Below are 20258 nucleotides of genomic sequence, written 5' to 3' on the forward strand. Positions count from 1 at the left end.
TTCCCTGTGCCCACGGGGATGAACCGACGATGGAGAAATCGTTAGTCGGAGTGTGGATGTTTCCCTGCCTGTGCAGGGTTGAACAAACTCTGGGGAATGATGTTATCTGCTAGAGTGTTTGCCGGGGATGGGGTTTGTGCTGTACGAGTGCAATGGCCAGCAGTCGATGTTCGGCTGCTGGCCACTACTTTTTAGGGCATCCTTTCCTTGGACCAGCTAACCGGATAGTGCTTGCATTCTCTATCTACCAGTTTCAAAAGTGAGGGTATTCTGTATTGGCCATACCTTGTAGGATATGAGGTTTTTAGGTTGTAAGGCCAACACCAAAACTACTTATATATAATGGCTTGATGCTATTACCTCGTAGAGTGTCAGCTTTGCCTGGAGTCCCTTTATATCGTTTTTTGGCGGATCCGATAATTGGGACTTTATATGTTAGCACTTGGTATAGATAGGTCCTTAGGTCGGGCTGCAGCTCTGAACCCAGTGTGACATAGTTATCAATCACAATAAATTGCGATTGTAGTTGGTTTTCCTTGATTAGAGCTAAAATGCAAAGTAGTCCTCGTTTGTGCTTGGTTGTTTTTTTATTTTCGTGTCTGTTCTTTACGGGGTAGCTGCTCCAGATAGTTTACATCAACAGCCGGGATCACTTACCAAGCTCCAGTATTAGAAAAGAGTTACTTTCTTTAGAACAAAGTATTTAGGAGTAAGAATATTTCCTGCTTTATGCCTTATCCTGACAGTTCTGCTTTAGCCTGCTTAAGAATATCCTTATGGATGCTGCGGTAAAAACTGTTTGTTTCATCTGCATTTTTTAGGATTCTTTGCAGTATATTCATAGCTTTATCTCCTTGTTGAAGCCTTTTTAAAAAGATTGCATAGTAAAGACCTGCGGCGGGCCCACTATAATAGCTGTACAGTGTCTCGTATTCATGTTCAGCCTCGGCAATCATCTGTAAGGCATCCAGGGTGCGAGCATAGAGTAGATGGGCATCCTGATCTTTAAACTCTGGACTCTTGTCTATCAAAAAATCCAGGGTTTCCTTACAGTTGTTAAATTCTTTGAGCAAAAATAGACATCGAGCTAATCCGAACAAAATCTGAGGGTCATCCTTAAAGGGGCCTTGCAAGCTCTTTTGATATAAGTCCTTGGCTTCCTGGTTCAGCCCCTTCTCAAGGCACTCCTCCGCCATTTTTATATAGTTTTTTATGCTACTGGATTTGGCCAGATTTTGTGCTGCCTGATTGATATCTTGATTTGGATTCATCAGTTTCTGGACTTTTCTACGAGCTTTTTGTCCGTTTCGGGAATTATTCATTTCTGGCAATATTTCTAAAATCAGATAGGCAATAAGTCCCGCCAAAGGCAGCATGACCAGGATCCATATCCAGGTGGTATTGCGCCCGGTCTTCAGTACGTGAATAACAAAAGCGACTTGTATCAGGATGGAGAGAACTAAAAACGGCATATTGGGAAGACATTTATCCGGCTTAGAGGACTACACAGCTACTGCTTTTGCCAGGAACTGCACAAAAGGGGGGGAGGGTAAACGAGCGGCTTCGCTAAGCCAAGACTAAGTATGCCGGCTGTCTGACAGGTGTCATTGTTCCACAATCAGAATCATGGAAGTTCTAAGACTGATTTGCTCTTGTCTGTATTTGTATACGTTCTTACTGGGGCGCTTAAATTGGCATACTTTTACTTGTTCTAATCTGAAATGACGCTTGGCAGTTTATCCTGCAATTCAATACCCAACAGCACCTGCTTTTCTACTATTTGTGGATAGAGCTATCTATGTGCTTGGTTCCAAAGGAGGGAGGATGTCTCGTCTAACGCGTCGGAAGTTTTGTCTTGGTACTGGTGCTATGGCGGCATCGCTATTCACTGGTACAGAAGTAAGGGCTCAGGAGTCTTCTCTTCCTAATGGGGGCAAACGTTTGGCACTGCCTATCCCAAAGGAGTTGAGAGCTGATTCAGCGGGGAATATACATCTAGTGGTAAAACCGGATCAACAGAGTTTTATTCAGGGTTTAACCACACCTACCTATGGATTTAACGGGCCTTTCCTCGGCCCAGCCATACGCTTACGCAAAGGGCAGACAGTTACAGTGAGTGTCAATAATCAGTTGACGCAGAATGTGACAGCCCACTGGCATGGCCTGATTGTCCCAGGCTATGAGGATGGCGGCCCCTATATGCCGATCGTGCCTGGGCAGACCTGGCATGCAAGGCTGCCGATTATCCAGCCGGCAGCTACGCTCTGGTTTCATCCTCACCTCTACCCTACTACAGCCGAGCTGGTGCTTAAGGGATTGGCCGGCCTGATTATTATTGATGATGAAAATAGTGATACTTTGCCTCTGCCAAAAGAATGGGGCGTTGATGATATTCCAGTGATTATTCAGGATCGCCGCTTTAACAAAGATGGTAGTTTCTTTCATCGCTTCAATGAGATAACCGTAGCTGCAGGTTATTGTGGTGATTGCCTCTTGACTAACGGGGCCGTTAATCCAGAGGTGAAAACTCCCCGGGGTTGGCTGCGCTTTCGTATTCTGGATGGATCAAATGGGCGCAATTATCGCTTGAGTACTAGTGATAAACGCCCAATGTATGTGATTGCCAGTGATGGAGGCTTCCTACACGAACCGGTACAGGTGGATATTCTGCCTATTGCGGCGGGCGAACGTTATGAGCTGATGATCGATGCGCGCGATGGTAAGCCTTTTGATTTGATCACCCTGCCTGTGCCGCAGCCGGTAATGCGTTTACCCCCGTTTGATGGCCCTGTGGCATTTCTGCGAGTGATACCTACAGGAGCAGAGGGAAGGGGCACCTTACCAGAACAGTTGGTACCGCTGCCTCAAATACCACAAACATTGCCGCCTATCTCTCAGCGTCTGGTGATGCAAATGAACCGGCAGGCTCAGGCCAATAAACTGATTAACGCTACAGGTTTGCCACAGATGATCGCCACAGGGCGGACAGATCCAGCAGTAGTAGACAAGGTATTGCAATTAGTTACCCAGGCTCCGGCAATGCCGTTAAAGGCACAGCTCACCGCCAATGCAGTCAATGGGGTCTCCTTTGCATTTACCGAGCCAGGATTCAAGGTGCCAATCAATAGAGATCTTCACTGGCGTATTTCAGAAGGCAGTGATTTGATGCTGCACCCAGTACATATTCACGGCTGTCAGTTCCGAGTCGTTAAATTTAATGGGACGTTACCGCCAGCATATATGTGTGGATGGAAGGATACGGTACCTATCTCAGGTGGCGGCAGTGCAGAGATATATGTACGTTTTCCACGGGAAGCGATGCCAGATATGCCTTATATGGTCCACTGCCATGTATTGGAACATGAAGATTCAGGCATGATGACGGAATTCAGTGTTTCTTGAGTACAAGCACTATACCTTTAGATATTCTCTGTAGCTAATTTCGTCTACTAGGTTTGGTGGATTTTACTTTACGGTCTTCCTTGTGCTGCAGTTTCATCGCCTTCTTGATCAGCCCCTGGAAATTGGGGCATTCCAGCTGGTTCTCCTCTGGACAATTAGCCACATGTCGCAAACCATCGCGCATAGCCTTGAGCCGGCGAATGTTTTTGTCCAATTCATCAGCTTTATCAAGTAATTGTTCACGGTCGATATTGGGTTTGCTGCCATAGGTGAACAAAGAGGCGATTTCATTGAGAGAAAACCCGGCATAGCGCGCTAAGGATATCAATGACAGTTGTTCCACTACGCTGCCGGGAAACACCCTGGTGATACCACGCCTGCTGATAGACTTAATTAGGCCTTTCTCCTCATAATATCGCAGTGTTGAGGAGGGTAGTCCCGTACGTTTGGAGACTTCCCGAATATCTATTTCCCGATGATCATCCATCTCTATTGACCTCAAGCTGACTTGAAGTTGTATCCTAGTTTTCACTGTGGTCCCTGGCAAGTCTTAAATCAAAAAGAAAGACAAATAACTCAGGGAGTCAGGGGCTAAGGAGTGTGCAGGGAAGGATGGAATGTATACCAGTTACTCGCTATATACACTTAGCTTATCCACAGTTATATCGGAGCAAAAAGTGGTATATCCGTTAACGAGGTGAGCAAATAGTATTTTTTTCATGATTCTCCGTATTTTCTGAGCACACTAATTTTTTATCGGTGTCTGGCTAACCACACTTGGGATTTTATGCTTGCAGTTAAAAGACTTCTGAAACCATTCAGCAAAGGTGCCACCAGCAACCTCTCCAGTCGGGGAATCCTGACCGCTTTATGCCTGGCAACCCTGCTCAATGCATTGGCGGTTAGCAGTGTTAATATTGCGCTTCCGGAGTTAGTTGCAGACCTTGGAACCACCTACGCGCGGACGCAGTGGATCATTGTCGCTTTTATGATTTTTCTAACTGCGGCTCTGGCAATTGCCGGACGCGCCAGCGACAAAGTGGGGCGCAAGAAAATTTTTGTTCACGGCATGCTGCTTTTTAGTGTATCGACTTTACTCTGTGCTCTATCGCCAAATATCTGGGTATTGGTTCTCTTCCGAGCATTGCAAGGTATCGGAGCGGCAATGTTTACCGCTGTTTCTATGGCAATTGCCAGTGACGTCTATTCCAGAGCTCGGGTGGGCACGGTAGTGGGTCTCCTGGGAAGTATCTCGGCGGTGGGCACTGGCTCGGGGCCCGTATTGGGTGGACTACTACTGGAAGTTTCCAGCTGGCAAGCAATCTTTCTGGTCAAAGTGCCCCTGGGTGTAATCGTATACTGGCTGGCTCAGAAATATCTTCCCGAGGATGCCAGGTACATAGCTCTCGAACAAGCTCGTCATCCACGTAATATTCTTGCCGCATTCTGTATCTTTTCAGCAATTCTTTTTTATACCCTGTCGATAAAGCCCCTGAATGATAATTATGGAATTATCAATATATTGACTTTTTTATTGTCTGCCATCGGTGTACTGGGTTTATACCTGAGCAGAGGCATCGATCCTGGGCCCGCGCTGGGCGGTTATGTTTTGTATACGAACCTAGCTACTAATCTTTTGGTAGCTGCTTCGGTAATGAGTTCTCTGGTTGTTGGGCCATTTTATCTGACTTTGGCATTAGGATTGAGTTTCTCTCAGACAGGCCTGGTGATGTCTACGGGGTCTTTCGTCGTTGCCGTTTGTTCAAATATTGCTGGACGTTTGGTTGACCGATTCAGATCGCGAAGCATAGTGATTATTGGTTTGTTCTTCCTGGTACTGGGTTCTTTGGGGATGGCTAATTTGCAACAGGTCTATGGTGTAGCTGGCTATTTAGTCTGCTCAATAGCAATGGCCATAGGGTACGGGATCTACTTGTCTTCTAACAATACTTTTACAATGAACGGTGCTAGTAGAAAAGTAAAAGGCAGTATTTCAGGCCTCCTAAATCTATCGAGAAATCTAGGGCTACTTACAGGGGCGTCGTTGATGAGTGTGGTTTTTGCAAAAACCTCACACTTGTCATATTTGAGTTCTTTTGATTCAGGGCTGGTAGTTTCCGGCCTTAATCAAGTGTACCTGCTGGCTTTACTGTTTCTTGTCATAGCCTTTATTGCTCAGACGGTATCTATCCTGGTCAGTCGTAAATTATGAATCTGTGGATTAGTCATTACTTTATATTTGCCCTCTCAACAGCTAATAGAGTACCTGTTGGGTTGTTTTTTGGGTTAAGGCTTCTGGCAGAATTATGAGTAATTTACCTATTGACCTAAAGTGAGCTTGAAGTTGTAACTTATCCCTGTTTGGTGAGAGTACGCAATATACAAAATATCGATTGCAGATTTACGTTACCGGAATCTATTTTCCGATAGATCTCACCAGCTAAACCTAAATTTGACTGGAGATAAGTTATGGTAAGTAATTCTTTGGAGCGCCATATTGCAGAATTACGTAAATACTGGATGGGTTTGAACTCGGATACCGTGGTTCACTGTCGAGCAGTACTGGCTAAGTTGGCAAGCTCCTCAAATTCCGAGGGGTGGCTTGCAAAGTTACACCAAAATCGAGAGGCAACGACTGAGCTATATAGGGACTCAGAACTTGGCTTTATATTATTGGCACATGTGGAGACTCAAGGTTTATATCGTAATCCACATAATCATGGCGATGGCTGGGTTTTTTATGCACTTCAGCATGGAGAGGTTGAAATGTCCACTTATGGACTGGTGAGAACTGTAAAAGGCGAAGAGCAGCTTGTAAGTCGGGGTTCTTATACTATGCATCCAGGTGATTGTAGTGCATTCCTCCCAGGCGATATTCATGATACTCGTTGCTTATCTGATTATTCCCTGATGTTTCGTTTAACCAGTTGTGATTTCTCTGAGGAAAAGCGGCAAGGCAGGCTACAACAATTTGCAGAATTATAGTTGGTGGCAGTTATTTATTGGACAAGCTCACATGATGAGGGCCGTGCTAGGCTCTCCTTCTCTTATGTAAGTATGGGTTTATTAGATAGAAAGCTTGACTTAGACAGGTGTTAATGTGGGCCGATAGTGTTTGGATATGAAGAGCGGGTTTTCATCTGTAAAGTGGTGCATTTTCTTGTATAGAAAAAAGTATATCGTGCTTGGGTTATGTCTTATGGTTTTTTGATCACGATTTATAAATAAGGAAGAAATGTGTAAGTTTTTATTTTTGACTTTTCCAGGTTGGATTTTGCTGTTCTCTTTTTTCAAAAGAAAAAATAAATAAAAAATGTAATTTCATTTTAATGTCTTTTGATGATTGATGTGACTCTGCTGAATCTGCCCTCTCTGGGTTTATGTTTTATTTAAAGTGCTTATAGTAGAACATTGTTTTTTGCTGGTGGTTGCTTCAGGTAAAGCTGTATTGCGAATCGGGAACCAATTCTTGCCTTCCTTATCGAATCAGCTGTGCTTGTGTGGGGTGTTATCGGCAGAGCGCAGAAAAATTTTAAGTTTTTGTGAAAATATTAAGAGTTCAATTTTCTGAACTAATAAGAGTAGAACGGGTAAGAGTAAAATGGGGTAGGGTGTCCTCACTCTCAGTGATGTATAAAAATCTAATACTGGTAATTTAGGTGTTGCTTCACTGTATTTAGCCTCTCTAGGAAAGAACAAGGCGGTTTCACACTTTTAGCTATCCAAATCCATTTGCCGTTACACATTATTCACGAAAACTCTTATAAGATTTTTTACTGCAATAACATATGATCTCTGCTGGGTGTCCCTATCGAGTACTGCGGTGTTTGTAATAAAGCCCTAAAAAAGATAACCGGAGACTCTATGACCCCTCTTTTTATTCGCACAGCTATAGCTTCGGCACTGATGATTGGCGCTCAGGGTGCGGCGGCCTCTCAGCCAGCCGATGACTATGTTGCCGGTGAGCATTATCGCGGTGGTAGCCAGGTTTGTTATGCCGGAGACCTGTTTAAAGCGCAGTGGTGGGCTACACCTGATCAGAAACCCTCCGATGCCCTGACAGCGCAAAATACCTGGGATTCTCCCTGGATTCTGGAGGGGGCGGGAGCCTGTAATAGCTCGGGCAGTAACAGCGATGATAATGATACCGGTGGTGAAAGTGATGATTCCAATAGTGACGATGCCTCGGATAACGATGGTACAGATGGTGGCAACCCGGATTCCGGCGATGGCTCCAGCTCAATAGCGACTTATCAGCCCGGACAGAATTACCGAAAGGGAAGTGAGGTTTGCTATGCCGGTGATATTTTTGTTGCCCAATGGTGGGCAAATGGAGATCAGCTTCCCTCTGATGCTCTGATCGCGCAAAACACCTGGGACTCCCCTTGGATTTTAAAAGAAACTGATGGCTGTACTGGCAGCAACGGCAATGGTGGTGATACCGGTAGCGATAATAGTGAGGGCACTGACTCCACTCCTATTTCCCTGAGTGTTTCATCCTCCCAGTCCCAGATCATTGGTGGTGGCACAGTCCAGCTTAGTGCAACTGCTTCTGGAGGAGACGACACACTGAGCTATAGCTGGGCCCAGCTTTCCCCCAGTTCGCCAGAGGCAAGTATTTCTACCGCCACCGGCGCTGTAACTTCAGTGACTTTACCGGCCGCGGCTTATGATATCAGTTATGTCTTTAGCCTGATTGTCAGCGATGGAGAAAGCACTGAAGAAGCGCAGCTAACGATACAGAATTTAGCGGCTGGGGATGACACTGGTGGGCCCGAAGAGAATGACGGTTCCGATGGTTCAGTAACAGCAATTATCTCTACTTCTGAAAATAGCATTGGTTGTAGCGGAACCATCACTCTGGATGGTTCTCAATCCACTGGCGGCGGCAGTATGAGCTATATCTGGAGCCAGACCAGTGGCCCCTCTGTAAAACTGTCCAGCTATGTAGGTAGTTCTACCCAGGCTGTGCTATCTGAGGTTTACAGTGATACAACCTATACTTTCCAGTTGACCGCAACCGACACCTCTGCTGCTAGTGATGTTGATGAGGTTACCATCAGCCAGGCGGGTTGTGCACCTGCAGCGGGCCATGTGATGGGCCAGAATGAATTGGAAGCGGCAGAAAATACCCTTGCCAATAATTCACTCCTGCAAGAAGTGAAAGATACAGTTGAAACCCGTAATAACGCGATTGTAGAAGCGGTTCAACCAGGTCGTAATACCAATCCTGAAAATGTGCTGCGCGTAGAGAGTATTATTTCCGAGGATACCTGGGATTACCTATTCCCTGTTCGGGCCGATGAGTATACCTATACCAACTTTCTGCGAGCGGTGGCTAAGTTCCCAGCGTTTTGTGGGGAATATACCGATGGCCGCGATTCAGATGCCATTTGCCGCAAGGTACTGTCAGTTATGTTTGCTCATTTTGGCCAGGAAACCGGTGCGCATGCGGCTGCCTGGGATGAACCGGAATGGCGTCAGGGCTTGTACTGGATTCGAGAAATTGGTTGGACAGAGGAAACTTCCGGAGGGTACGGTGCCTGTGATTCTGGTAGTAGCTGGGCTGCAGAGGTATGGCCCTGTGCAATCAATGCCGATGGTGGGTACAAGAGTTACTTTGGCCGAGGCGCCAAACAGCTGAGCTGGAACTATAATTATGGCCCGTTCTCTCAGGCAATGTATGGCGACATTTACACTTTGCTGGAGAACCCAGAACTGGTAGCAGATACCTGGCTGAACTTGGCGAGTGCCATATTCTTCTTCGTATACCCGCAGCCACCCAAACCGAGCATGTTGCATGTTGTTGATGGCACCTGGAAGCCAAACAGTATTGATCTGGCCAATAATCTAACTCCAGGTTTTGGAGTTACGACTAATATCGTTAATGGCGCTATCGAATGTAGTAAAGGCAGTGAAGACTACCGCTCGCAATACCGTATGGATTATTACCGGAGCTTTACCGAGTACTTGGGAGTGGATATTCCGGCGGATGAAGAGCTAGGATGTGCCAATATGGGCCAGTTCCAGACTGGTGGTGCGGCATCCCTGAATATCTACTGGGATAAAAATTGGGGATGGTCAGCGGATAACCCCAGTAATGAGAGCTTCGCCTGTCAATTAGTGAACTATCAAACAGCCTATTCTGCGCTCAATGAAGGCGACTATGCAAAGTGTGTGGAAGGCAACTTTGATATGACGATTGACTACCAGAACTAACAATAAGAGGCAGTTTAAATAGCGGCTTTACTCAATCAGCGAGCCCGGCAATAGTTTTATTGCCGGGCTTTTTGGAAGGGTCATCGGCTTCATTTGGGATACGCTGGGAAGTAAGTTCAGCAGTAAAAATGCTGCCAGTTATAAATTTTCACTCAAATTTTCTATAATAGTGCCGAGTCAACATAAACAGTACCTTCGGTAATAAGATTATTTTTAACTTTTACAATTCAGCAGTAGGTATTATTGTAGCGCCTGCCATTTAAAGTGGTGCAGGTGTTCTTCATTTCAGTTGCAGCGTAACGTCCATCAATTAGTGTCCGTTTTACCTTCATCGTCGCCTTTCCTCCTGAAGTACCTCGCCAATCTCTTTAAATGCTCTGTTGTCTCTTGGATGTGTACTTCCTGGCCATATCGTGGGCGCCTCTAATAATCCAGTGCACATTATTGGTAATGTATTCCAGGAATGGTTTTGGATCAGTACGTAAAGAATTAAATACCTCTTATACAAATTTACGTTTAAGCATGCCCACTACTTCCTTAACTAAAGAGAACTGGCGTTCCCTTCCAATAATCGTAGGTGAAAAACGATTGTTTTTAATATGTTTAATTTTTAGGGTGCATTGTTAATAGTAGGATTTTAGTTGACCTATTAGATGACAGAAACATTTGCTGAAACAGAGGGGGGAAGAAGCTTAGGTAATGTTAAGCAGTGCTTTTCTTTTTGGTCCAGACTAAAAGGGTTAATATCCAATGCAAAAAGTGCGCTGTAAGATGAATAACTGATGTCTGTCCCTAAAACACCGTTATCCCGACAACAAATTATTGGCCTTACGGCGCTAACTTTTGCTATTTTCCTGATCGCCAATGACTTTACTGCCTTCTCTGTGGCAATTCCCGCTATAGAGAAGCATTTCAATTCCGATATTTCTACTGTCCAGTGGGTGATAAACGGCTATGCATTAGTTTTTGGAGTGCTAATTGTCACTGGTGGACGATTAGCGGATATGTTTGGCCGTCGCAGGCTCTTCTTTATCGGTACCAGCATTTTTATATTTTTCTCTGTTTTGGGTGGGCTGGCAGTCGATGACTGGATGTTGCTGGGAAGCCGAGCCTTAATGGGGGTGGGAGGTGCTTTGATGTGGCCGGCAATCCTGGGTATGACTTATCAATTGATGCCGGAGGATCGGGCGGGGCAGGCAGGTGGCCTGATTATGACCGTATGTGGGTTTGCTAATTCAGTTGGGCCTCTACTTGGCGGGTTCTTTACTGACTTTCTCAGTTGGCGTTGGATCTTCTTTATCAACTTCCCGATTGCACTGATTGCAATGCTTGTCAGTTGGCGGGTAATAGAAGATGATCGGCCAGAGGGTATTGAAGGCAGGGTGGATTATGGGGGTATAGTTTCCCTATCGCTATGTTTATTGACTTTGTTATTGGCACTAGATTTTGTTACTGATGCTGGTATTAGAAACCCGTTGATAATTGGCCTATTTGTGGTCTCAGTTTTGCTCTTTACAACTTTTGCCTGGATTGAATCAAACACCAGGAGCGATCCGCTAATACCAGCGGATGTAGCGACTAGCTGGCGATTTTTTACAGTGGGAATGACTACTCTACTGCTTTCCGTAATTTTTGTTTCTATGTTGTTGTATATTCCCCAGTTTTTAATTAAAGAGCTTGGTTTCTCCGCAGTCTGGTCCGGGGTTGGCCTGTTACCGGTGATGGTGACTTACGGAATTGTTTCCTATATCGCTGGCAGATTATTTGAGATTATGGGAGCCAAAGTAATTCTGTCTGCAGCCGCTATTTTTCTGGGCTTGGGAATGTTTCTATTGTCCGGCTTACTCGAGCAAAGTCGATATTTGCATCTGGTGCCCGGTATGATTTTCCTCGGAATGGGGTTAGGCTTATTTTTCCCCACAATTACCACGGCGGCAGTCACCGCTGTAGGGTCTAGCCGTTCCAGCCTTGCTGCAGCGCTCATATTTATGTTCCAAATTATTGGCGGTGCTATCGGGTTGGCGATGAACACAACAATTGTGGCCCTGGCTCCAAGTCTTGCAGAAGGTATTGACCGGGCCTTCAGTGTCAATGCATACCTTGCCTTGGCTGCACTTCTTGTCTGCATTTTGTTCGTAAAAGGCAAGCCTGCAAAAAGAGGGCCTGTCGCCTCAGGCTGATCTGTCTGTGTGGGCACAAGGCTGGACAGATACCAGGCTTTGTCCCGCATATCTTCGATGACTCTTTCTTCACTGAGGTTTTTCTCTGGCTGAACGCTAATAATGAAAGAGGCTTGCTTTTTTTTTAGCTTCGGGAGAACCCCAAATAGGTTAAAGTGCAACTTCAACTTATTTGAGGCGCTAAGTTTTATTTAATGCTGTATTTTATGTGGTTTTACTCACTTCATTTTTTTTGTGACTATTCGGTTTGATGAAAAACCTATTTTTTTGTGTGGTTATAGGCTGAAAATCCCCGGCATTTTCCTATTAACTAATCCTGTTAATTAGGTAAAAATAATCCTCTCATTTAATCCTCGGAATGGAATCTCAGGTGTTAATTTGTCTTGCGGTGGCTTATTCCCCATAGCTTTTATGGGAAAAAGCGAAATCAGGAATTTGGTTCCTGGCCAACAGCAAGGTGAATCACTCCGAGAGAGCCCTTTAGGTTGGATAGCCCTTGCGATCGCTGGGTTAATTGTCTCGGGAGAAATAGCCTCCCTTTAGGTAAGGAGAACAGATTGTGATACCCATCGTTGACCGCGTTAGCGCGGAATCCATAGCGCCCTTCTGGCGGATGCCGTTCCGCCCATTTTTCTGGGGTGGGGCACTCTGGAGCATGATTGCCCTGCTAATCTGGCAAATGCAGCTTTCTGGCTGGCAGCTTCCAGCTTTACGTGCCGGCGTAGCCTGGCATTCCCATGAGATGTTATTTGGATTTGCTGCGGCGGTGATAGTTGGCTTCCTCGGCACAGCCATGCAGACATGGACCGGAATTCCCTCACCTAAAGGGGGGCAGTTAATGGGCCTGGCGGGGCTGTGGCTATTAGCTCGCTTGGGCTATCTCATAGCGGCAGTACCACTGTGGATGCCGGTTTGTGCTGAAGTGACATTTTTCCTATTGGCAGCCTTTTTACTCGGTGCACGGGTATTACGCACCCGGCAATGGCGCAATCTGTTTGTATTGCCTGCTATGTTGGCTTTTGCCGGGCTTTCAGCCTGTCATTGGTTGCTGCCCAGCGCGCAGAGCAGGGTAGCTCTCGTGGCTCTGTTGCTGGTTACAGCAATTATTCTGGTGATTGGTGGCAGGGTGATTCCCTTCTTTACTGCAAGGCGCTTTCAGCTAAGTCAGCGCGATAAGCTACCGGTTATCGAGTGGGGTACCCACATAGCTGCTGTGCTGCTTCTGTTGAGTGTAGTGATTGATCTACCCCGTATGGTTTGGGCCTTGTTAGCACTGGTGCTTGGTGTGTTACAACTGGTGCGCGTACTGCGCTGGCACCCGACTAAGATTTGGAGTGAGCCTATGGTTTGGTCACTACATTTGAGTTACTGGCTGGTGGTATTGGGGTGCTTTCTTGCAGCGCTTTCCTGGAGCGGTTTAGCGCCCGGTTGGCAGAGTCCCGCATTACATGCATTTGCTGTAGGTGGTATTGGCGGTTTGATTCTGGCTATGACCAGTCGAGTCAGCCTTGGTCACACAGGGCGTATGTTGAAAGCACCGCGCTTGATGCCCTTGGCATTTGCTGCACTGGCATTGTCCGCGTTGGCTCGTATCTTCTGGGCCCCAGCTCCCAGCGGTTTTCTTGCAGCGATTATTGCTTGGATTGTAGGCTATTCTCTCTTCTTACTGTATTACACCCCGGTTCTTTTTCAGCCTCGTGTAGATGGGCATCCGGGGTAAGCACCTGGATATTCAGTATAGCGACGCTGGCTAGCGACTAGCGAGCGCCGCTCCTGTCAGACAGCTGTCACTAATTATTCTCAATATTATCCATTTGGGGGAAGGCGTCGAACTTGAGCGCCTTGTCCAGATTCTGGTCCCAGTCCGCTTTACTGGCCATAAAAATATGTGCGGTGGGTTCCATGGAAACCTCACAGTCCAGGCTGCCAGCAGGCACTGCCAGGTAACCACCTTCTTTATCTTCAAAAGGTAGTGCCGAGCCACAATTATTACAGAAACTTTTTACATGGCGTGTGGCTGGCAGCTTGAATACTTTTACCTGTTGTTTCCCAGAGATCCAGTTTAATTTAGCCGATGTTGAAAACAGGCTGGCTGCGTGGGCAGAGCCCGTGTCCTTACGACAGTGGTTGCAGTGGCAAAGAAAAAAATTTTCAAAGTCACCGTCGACTTCGAAATGGATATCTCCGCAGAGGCAGGATCCTGATTTATTCATAGCTGCTCCTTAACAGTTGATTGTGAACCGTTATTTCTATAAGTAGATAGATTGGGTTTATTATCTTTTAGTCCTATTGAGGGTATACCTATATTTTCAAAATATTTAGAAGTGAAATAAATATATTAAATTTGAATAACTCCCTTTAGGTACTGAATCGCCTTGCCGGAGACAATAACCCTGTCCCCCTTGATTTGGCAGTTGAGCACCCCCCCTCTTTTTGAGGCTTGGAAGGCTGTGAGTCGCGATTTATCCAGCTTAGCGGCCCAGTAGGGAGCAAGCCCCGCGTGAATAGAGCCAGTTACCGGATCTTCAGCCCCGCCATTGGATGGCCAGAAGTATCTTGAAATAAAATCAAATTCCTTCGATCGAGCCGTAACTACTACATCATAAGGTGCAAGCTTTTTTAATTTTTCTGCATCTTGTTCCAGTTGATAAATAGTATCTTCGCTGTCATAGATGGCAAAGTAGGCTTGCTGGTTACGCAGAACTTGTTTGGGAGGGCTGGATAATCCATCGATCAAATCTTCTGGGGTATGCTCTACACGTTCCGGATTTCTGTTGGGGAAGTCCATAAAGATTTCGCCCTCCCTATTTTGGGTAATTTGCATTTTCCCTACTGCTTGCGCAGAAAAATTTAGGGTATCCAGTTGGGGGTGTTTTGAGAAGACCACAAAGGCGGAGGCCAGGGTTGCATGACCACAGAAATCCACTTCGGTTATTGGGGAGAACCAGCGAATCTGGTATTCACTTTCAGATTGTTTGAGCAGGAATGCGGTTTCAGAAAGGTTATTTTCTGCCGCAATAGCTTGCATTTGCATTTCGCTAAGCCAGCTTTTTGTAATTATGACTGCTGCAGCATTGCCGCCAAATTGAGTTTCGGTGAAGGCGTCGACTATATTAATTTCTAGTTCCATTCTAGAGTTCCCTTCAATAATTGAAATGCTCAGCTGAAGAAACAGCTATGATAAAGATGGGCGGGATGCCCGATACCACTAATGATTTTTCAATCACCCCCTAAATAGCCCCTTGATCCTGATCTGTATCAGTATTTCAACGGTATTTCCACTTTACAGTCTGCGTCACTTTGGCCGGTGCTGGGCATTTCGCCAGAAGTAAAATCGGTACTTCTTTTCAGTGTTGCCGGATATCAAAATTGTTGTGGAAAAGGGCTTGCTCTAGGGGGTTGGAATGTTGCAAACAGATATTGCTATCGTAGGGGCTGGTCCCGCAGGACTCGCCCTGGCTGTGATGTTGGCCCGGCGCGACATTAGGGTAACGCTTTTGGAGCGCCAGGGCGAGGAGACCTTGGGGAATCCTGATGATGATGGACGAGAAATAGCCCTAACCCATAAGTCGGTCAGAATTTTAGAGAGCCTCGGGGTCTGGCAACGCCTGCGGGATGATGAAGTCGGTGTCTTACAAGCAGCAACGGTGGTAGATGGCAACTCGACTTCCAGCCTGAATTTTGATAGCCGTGGGCGAGGTCCCTTAGGGTTTATTGTACCCAATTCAGCAATACGCCGCACGCTGTATGAGGTTGCTGGCGAGGAAGCGAATATTCAGTTGCGTTGCAACAGTGCCGTTACCGGTATGCACTTGGAAGATAACTGCCGAGTCTTGAATATTGAGGGGGCTGACGATCTGGCTGTTGCGTTATTAATAGCGGCTGATAGTCGTTTCTCTGAGGTACGGCGCATGGCTGGGATTGGTGCTGACATGCGGGATTTTGGCCGTGTGGCAGTTGTAGGCCGGGTACGGACGGAGCGCGTTCATCAGGGGATTGCACGGGAATGTTTTCGTTACGGTTCCACGCTAGCGCTTCTGCCATTATCTGAGCCCAAGACTTCCTCTGCAGTTGTGACAATTTCGGCCAGCCGGGCCGAAGAAATTATGCAGCTAAGTGATGCTGAGTTTGCTGCTCATGTGCAGCGTGAGAGCACTGCAATACTTGGCTCAGTGGAGCCTTGTGGTAAGCGCCACAAGTATCCGCTGGTGGGGGTTTATGCGCATCAATTCTATGCGGAGCGCTTTGCTTTGGTCGGGGATGCAGCTGTGGGGATGCATCCGGTGACAGCACATGGTTTTAACCTGGGACTTGCTGGCACGGACTCGCTGAGTCGCCAATTAGAAACTGTGGCTCGTTTGTATCAGCCTGCGAAGTTAGCTCGAGCGCTGTCTCGTTACCAGATTCAACATCGCCTTGAATCTCAGCCTATTTACTCGGGTACAAATCGGGTGGTTGATCTGTTCACCAATGATCACTTGCCGGCCAAACTACTGCGCAAGGCGGTATTGCGTGTTAGCGAACATTTTCCGCCGGTGCGGCGAGCCATAGTGCACCAGCTTACCCGTCACTGACCGAAGGCCTGTGCGAAATAGTGAAATACGTGCCTACGGGAGTAGGTTGCGAGCGAGAAAGGAATAGGGCATGGAAGCCGATTCTCGGCCAGGCAGGTAGCCTATTTCTATGCGGTTTAATCTGCAGAGCTTGCGGTGGAGGTACTTTGGGAGGCACTTGGTAATCTGAACACCACCGCGTTGACTGTAATCGAAAGTGATATCGACAACCTGTTGGTTGAGACGAATGTATTTGCAGGTGGTTGTGGGGAGCAAAAAGTATCATTTGCGATTAGTACTCTTTCGGCTAGTTAAAAAACGGTATTTTCATCGCCAAAAAGCCTGATAAGGCAACCAATTACAGAGCGACTGGCATGGGGTAAGGCATAGAGGTACGCCAGACAATAATGTCAGTGGCAATTACTCCTATATGGTCGGCCCAGCCGTATGCTCACGGCAGATATTTCCATTTCCCGGGCTTTGTCTGATTTGCAGCTTCCGAAGTGAGCTATATTCCGGCTAGCGTTTGGTAAAGAGTGGGCTGTGCGCATGAACATCCCTGAAGCCAACAAGCACTTGGTTCGCGAAGCGTTCCGCCCGTGGGAGGCGGGTGACAGTGGCCCCCTTTTTGACCTGATCGCTGAGGACGTGTTGTGGACAGTGATAGGCACTACATGCGCTTCGGGGATCTTTCACTCCAAGCAGGCTTTAATTGATGATGCTTTCGGCCCGCTATTAGATCACCTGGAGGATGGTCTCAAGACAACTTTTGTCGACCTTGCAGCAGAGGGAGAGAAGGTATTTTTGCGCTTTGAAAGCACCGGCCATGCATTAAATGGCGTAGAATACAAGCAGGTTTACTGTTGGGCGATGGTGATGCGCGATGCGAAAATCGTAGAGATCACTGCGTACCTGGATACCGACCTGCTGGCCCGAGTGTTTACCTAGTTGTTGTGAAGCTGTCGCTTTTCGCTTTTCGCTTTGGGTGTGGGAATGACGACAGTGGAGATTGCAGGGATAAAGAAGTAGTGCTCGATGTTCAACTCGCACTTGTTCCCAAAGCCGCAATAGTCGTTCGTACTATGCCCTCCTTTAGGGTTGTCTGTCATATGCAACGAATGGCCCTAAGTGGCCCTTTAGGTGATTCTACGCAGGGGAGTTTTACAGTGATCTCTATGCGGCCAGTAAAGCCCGGAGCATACCCGGAGCATAAAAGTATCTTCGGGAGGCGCTTGGGCCAGAAAAAGGTAGGGGGTTTTACGCGTTAGGCGAAAACAAATGCCAATTACAGCTTGACTCACCAGGGCTGTATACATAGAATGCGCAGCCTCTTGAGTGGTTGGGTTAGTCCCGCCGCAGGGAAACGAAGGTCAACCAGGCTTTGTTTCTTGGAGTTGTTGCGGGGTGGAGCAGCCTGGTAGCTCGTCGGGCTCATAACCCGAAGGTCGTAGGTTCAAATCCTGCCCCCGCTACCAAATTTGCTTTTAAGCAAATACTTTTGATTGCGCATTTGTTGTTGCGGGGTGGAGCAGCCTGGTAGCTCGTCGGGCTCATAACCCGAAGGTCGTAGGTTCAAATCCTGCCCCCGCTACCAATCTCGCCTTTATCTAAAGGCTTTGATGCGCTTTCGTTGTTGCGGGGTGGAGCAGCCTGGTAGCTCGTCGGGCTCATAACCCGAAGGTCGTAGGTTCAAATCCTGCCCCCGCTACCAAATTTTGCATTTACGCATACTGGCTGCGTAAATGTGCGGTCAAAGCCCCGTCAGGGGCTTTTTCGTATCTGCAAGAAAAGTTGCGGATATTTTTCGAAGTGGGCCGCAGGCCCATTTTTTGTATGTGGTGACGTAAATGGCGAGCAAACGCGAATTGCTGGAAGAGCTTCTGGCGCCGGTGGTGGCATCGCTGGGATGCGAACTGTGGGGTATTGAATATCAAACTCACGGTCGTAACGCGCTGCTGCGCATCTATATCGATTCTGAAAACGGTATTTCGGTTGAGGATTGCGAGAAAGTGAGTCGTCAGTCCAGTGCAGTACTGGATGTGGAAGACCCAATCAGTGGTAAGTACACACTGGAGGTCTCTTCCCCGGGGCTCGATCGTCCTCTTTATAAACTGGAGCAGTACGAGCGCTTTACCGGTGCCCAGATTGAAGTTCGCCTGCGCATGCCGCTGGATGGGCAGCGTAAATGGCGAGGCCTGCTGGCCGGCGTAGAGGGCGATGAAGTAGTTTTGCGCGTGGACAGCGAAAATGAATACCTGTTGCCAATCGACAGCATCGAGAAGGCAAGCATTATTCCCCAATTTACCAAATAACCTGTAGGAGCCTGAGCTCAGGCGATTTTGAGGCACAGTTGCATGAACAAAGAGATCTTGCTGGTAGCCGAGGCGGTATCCAACGAGAAGGGCGTTGACCAGGAGATTATTTTCCAGGCCATCGAAGCGGCATTGGCAACGGCCACGAAGAAACGCTACGACGAGGATTCAACCATTGAGGTTATCATTGATCGCCGTAGTGGCGACTATGAAACTTTCCGCAGTTGGGAAGTGGTTGATGATGAAACTCTGGCGGAACTGGGCACCCAGTTCACCCTGGAAGAAGCTCACGAGAAAGATACTGAGCTGAAAGCAGGTGATATCTACCGCGAGCAAGTAGAGAATGTTGAATTCGGCCGCATCGCCGCGCAGACTGCCAAGCAGGTAATCGTGCAGAAGGTGCGTGAAGCCGAGCGTGCCAAGGTCGTAGACGAATACCGCGATCGGGTTGGCGAAATGGTCAGCGGTACAGTTAAAAAAGTGACCCGCGATTTTATTGCTGTGGACTTGGGTAATAACGCTGAAGCGCGCCTGCCTCGTGATCAGCTGGTTGGACGCGAGATTTTCCGCCTAGGTGATCGTGTGCGCGCAATCCTGCTGGAGATCCAACCGGAAGCCCGCGGCCCTCAATTGATGTTGAGCCGTTCCTGCCCGGAAATGATTATTGAGCTGTTCCGTATCGAGGTACCGGAAATCTCTGAACAGGTTATTGAAATTAAAGGTGCCGCCCGCGATCCCGGCCTGCGCGCCAAGATCGCCGTGAACACCAATGATGGCCGTATCGATCCAGTTGGAGCTTGTGTGGGCATGCGCGGTGCGCGTGTGCAGGCGGTTTCCAACGAGCTGTCTGGTGAGCGTGTCGATATCGTACTGTGGGACGAGAACCCCGCTCAGTTCGTAATCAACGCTATGGCGCCTGCGGAAATTGAATCCATTGTTGTGGATGAAGATACCGGGTCCATGGATGTGGCTGTGGCCGAGGAAAACCTCGCTATGGCTATTGGTCGCAGTGGACAGAATGTTCGTCTCGCTTCTGAGCTTACCCAGTGGCAGATCAATGTCATGAGCACAGACGAGTGGCAAAATAAACAGGAAGCAGAGTCCAGCTCCATTATGCAGGTGTTTATTGACCGCCTGGATATCGATGAAGATGTGGCTGCTGTATTGGTTGACGAAGGCTTCACCTCTCTCGAGGAGGTGGCCTATGTCCCCATTGAGGAAATGCTCGCGATCGAGGGCTTCGACGAAGATATCGCCGAAGAGCTGCGTGCCCGGGCCAAAGACTCCCTGCTGACACAGGCACTGGCCTCTGAAGAGAAGCTGGATGCCTCGGAGCCGCAGGAAGATCTGCTCAACATGGAAGGTATGGAGCGTCACCTGGCCTTCCAGCTTGCCAGTCGTGGTATCGCTACCATGGAGGATCTGGCAGAGCAGGCGGTTGATGACCTACTCGATATCGAAGGTCTCGACCAAGAACGTGCCGCAGCGCTGATTATGAAGGCGCGTGAGCCCTGGTTCGCTGATGACAGCGGCGAACAGGCTTAAACATAACGACACAAGACATACGTATAAATAACCCCCTCCGACCAAGT

The 20258-nt window shown here is 47.6% G+C and carries 14 protein-coding genes and 3 tRNA genes; 13 read left to right on the forward strand and 4 right to left on the reverse strand.

Features of this window, described 5'->3' with window-relative positions:
• Positions 1-734: 734 nt before the first annotated feature.
• Positions 735-1376, reverse strand: a complete 642-nt coding sequence (locus ACJJIP_RS02885; protein WP_169337098.1) for a tetratricopeptide repeat protein — start codon at positions 1374-1376, stop codon at positions 735-737.
• Between the two features lie 448 nt (positions 1377-1824).
• On the opposite strand from ACJJIP_RS02885, the gene cueO reads away from it, so the two are divergent.
• Positions 1825-3402: a multicopper oxidase CueO gene (gene cueO, locus ACJJIP_RS02890; protein ID WP_282952513.1), complete on the forward strand. Its 1578-nt coding sequence runs from the start codon at positions 1825-1827 to the stop codon at positions 3400-3402.
• Positions 3403-3436: 34 nt separating this feature from the next.
• On the opposite strand, the gene ACJJIP_RS02895 is transcribed toward cueO, so the two are convergent.
• Complete coding sequence (locus ACJJIP_RS02895; protein ID WP_245556666.1) at positions 3437-3934, reverse strand: helix-turn-helix domain-containing protein; 498 nt, start codon at positions 3932-3934, stop codon at positions 3437-3439.
• Positions 3935-4189: 255 nt separating this feature from the next.
• On the opposite strand from ACJJIP_RS02895, the gene ACJJIP_RS02900 reads away from it, so the two are divergent.
• From ACJJIP_RS02900 to ACJJIP_RS02920, 5 genes are all read left to right on the forward strand, one after another.
• On the forward strand, positions 4190-5614 hold the full coding sequence (locus ACJJIP_RS02900) for an MFS transporter (RefSeq protein WP_444946187.1): 1425 nt from the start codon (positions 4190-4192) through the stop codon (positions 5612-5614).
• 257 nt (positions 5615-5871) lie between these two features.
• Positions 5872-6387: a cupin domain-containing protein gene (locus tag ACJJIP_RS02905; RefSeq protein ID WP_444946188.1), complete on the forward strand. Its 516-nt coding sequence runs from the start codon at positions 5872-5874 to the stop codon at positions 6385-6387.
• A gap of 879 nt (positions 6388-7266) precedes the next feature.
• Entirely contained in the window at positions 7267-9621 is a 2355-nt protein-coding gene (locus tag ACJJIP_RS02910; RefSeq protein ID WP_020412392.1) for a chitinase, read from the forward strand.
• Positions 9622-10403: 782 nt separating this feature from the next.
• Positions 10404-11801 carry an MFS transporter gene (locus ACJJIP_RS02915; protein ID WP_020412393.1) on the forward strand — a complete coding sequence of 466 codons (1398 nt, stop codon included), beginning with the start codon at positions 10404-10406 and terminating at the stop codon, positions 11799-11801.
• A 559-nt stretch (positions 11802-12360) separates the two neighbouring features.
• Entirely contained in the window at positions 12361-13521 is a 1161-nt protein-coding gene (locus ACJJIP_RS02920) for an NnrS family protein (RefSeq protein WP_282952518.1), read from the forward strand.
• A gap of 70 nt (positions 13522-13591) precedes the next feature.
• On the opposite strand, the gene ACJJIP_RS02925 is transcribed toward ACJJIP_RS02920, so the two are convergent.
• Positions 13592-14014: a GFA family protein gene (locus ACJJIP_RS02925; RefSeq protein WP_020412395.1), complete on the reverse strand. Its 423-nt coding sequence runs from the start codon at positions 14012-14014 to the stop codon at positions 13592-13594.
• A gap of 125 nt (positions 14015-14139) precedes the next feature.
• Positions 14140-14931 carry a PhzF family protein gene (locus ACJJIP_RS02930; protein WP_444901014.1) on the reverse strand — a complete coding sequence of 264 codons (792 nt, stop codon included), beginning with the start codon at positions 14929-14931 and terminating at the stop codon, positions 14140-14142.
• Positions 14932-15205: 274 nt separating this feature from the next.
• Here ACJJIP_RS02930 and ubiM point away from each other — a divergent pair, with 274 nt between their 5' ends.
• The 7 genes from ubiM to nusA all read left to right on the forward strand — a co-directional run bounded on the left by ubiM (position 15206) and on the right by nusA (position 20211).
• Positions 15206-16375, forward strand: a complete 1170-nt coding sequence (gene ubiM / locus ACJJIP_RS02935) for a 5-demethoxyubiquinol-8 5-hydroxylase UbiM (RefSeq protein ID WP_020412397.1) — start codon at positions 15206-15208, stop codon at positions 16373-16375.
• A gap of 528 nt (positions 16376-16903) precedes the next feature.
• The gene (locus ACJJIP_RS02940; protein WP_020412399.1) at positions 16904-17302 is read left to right on the forward strand and encodes a nuclear transport factor 2 family protein; all 399 of its coding nucleotides are present in this window, start codon (positions 16904-16906) and stop codon (positions 17300-17302) included.
• A gap of 450 nt (positions 17303-17752) precedes the next feature.
• Positions 17753-17829: transfer RNA gene (locus tag ACJJIP_RS02945), tRNA-Met, on the forward strand.
• 42 nt (positions 17830-17871) lie between these two features.
• Positions 17872-17948 (forward strand) — tRNA-Met (locus ACJJIP_RS02950).
• 40 nt (positions 17949-17988) lie between these two features.
• A tRNA-Met gene (locus tag ACJJIP_RS02955) sits at positions 17989-18065 on the forward strand.
• Positions 18066-18201: 136 nt separating this feature from the next.
• A complete protein-coding gene (rimP, locus tag ACJJIP_RS02960; RefSeq protein ID WP_020412401.1) occupies positions 18202-18666 on the forward strand; it encodes a ribosome maturation factor RimP in 465 nt (154 codons plus the stop codon).
• Positions 18667-18708: 42 nt separating this feature from the next.
• Positions 18709-20211, forward strand: coding sequence for a transcription termination factor NusA (gene nusA / locus ACJJIP_RS02965; RefSeq protein WP_020412402.1), 1503 nt, complete (start codon positions 18709-18711; stop codon positions 20209-20211).
• The last annotated feature ends 47 nt before the right edge of the window (positions 20212-20258 follow it).

The organism is Microbulbifer variabilis (genome assembly GCF_052467165.1).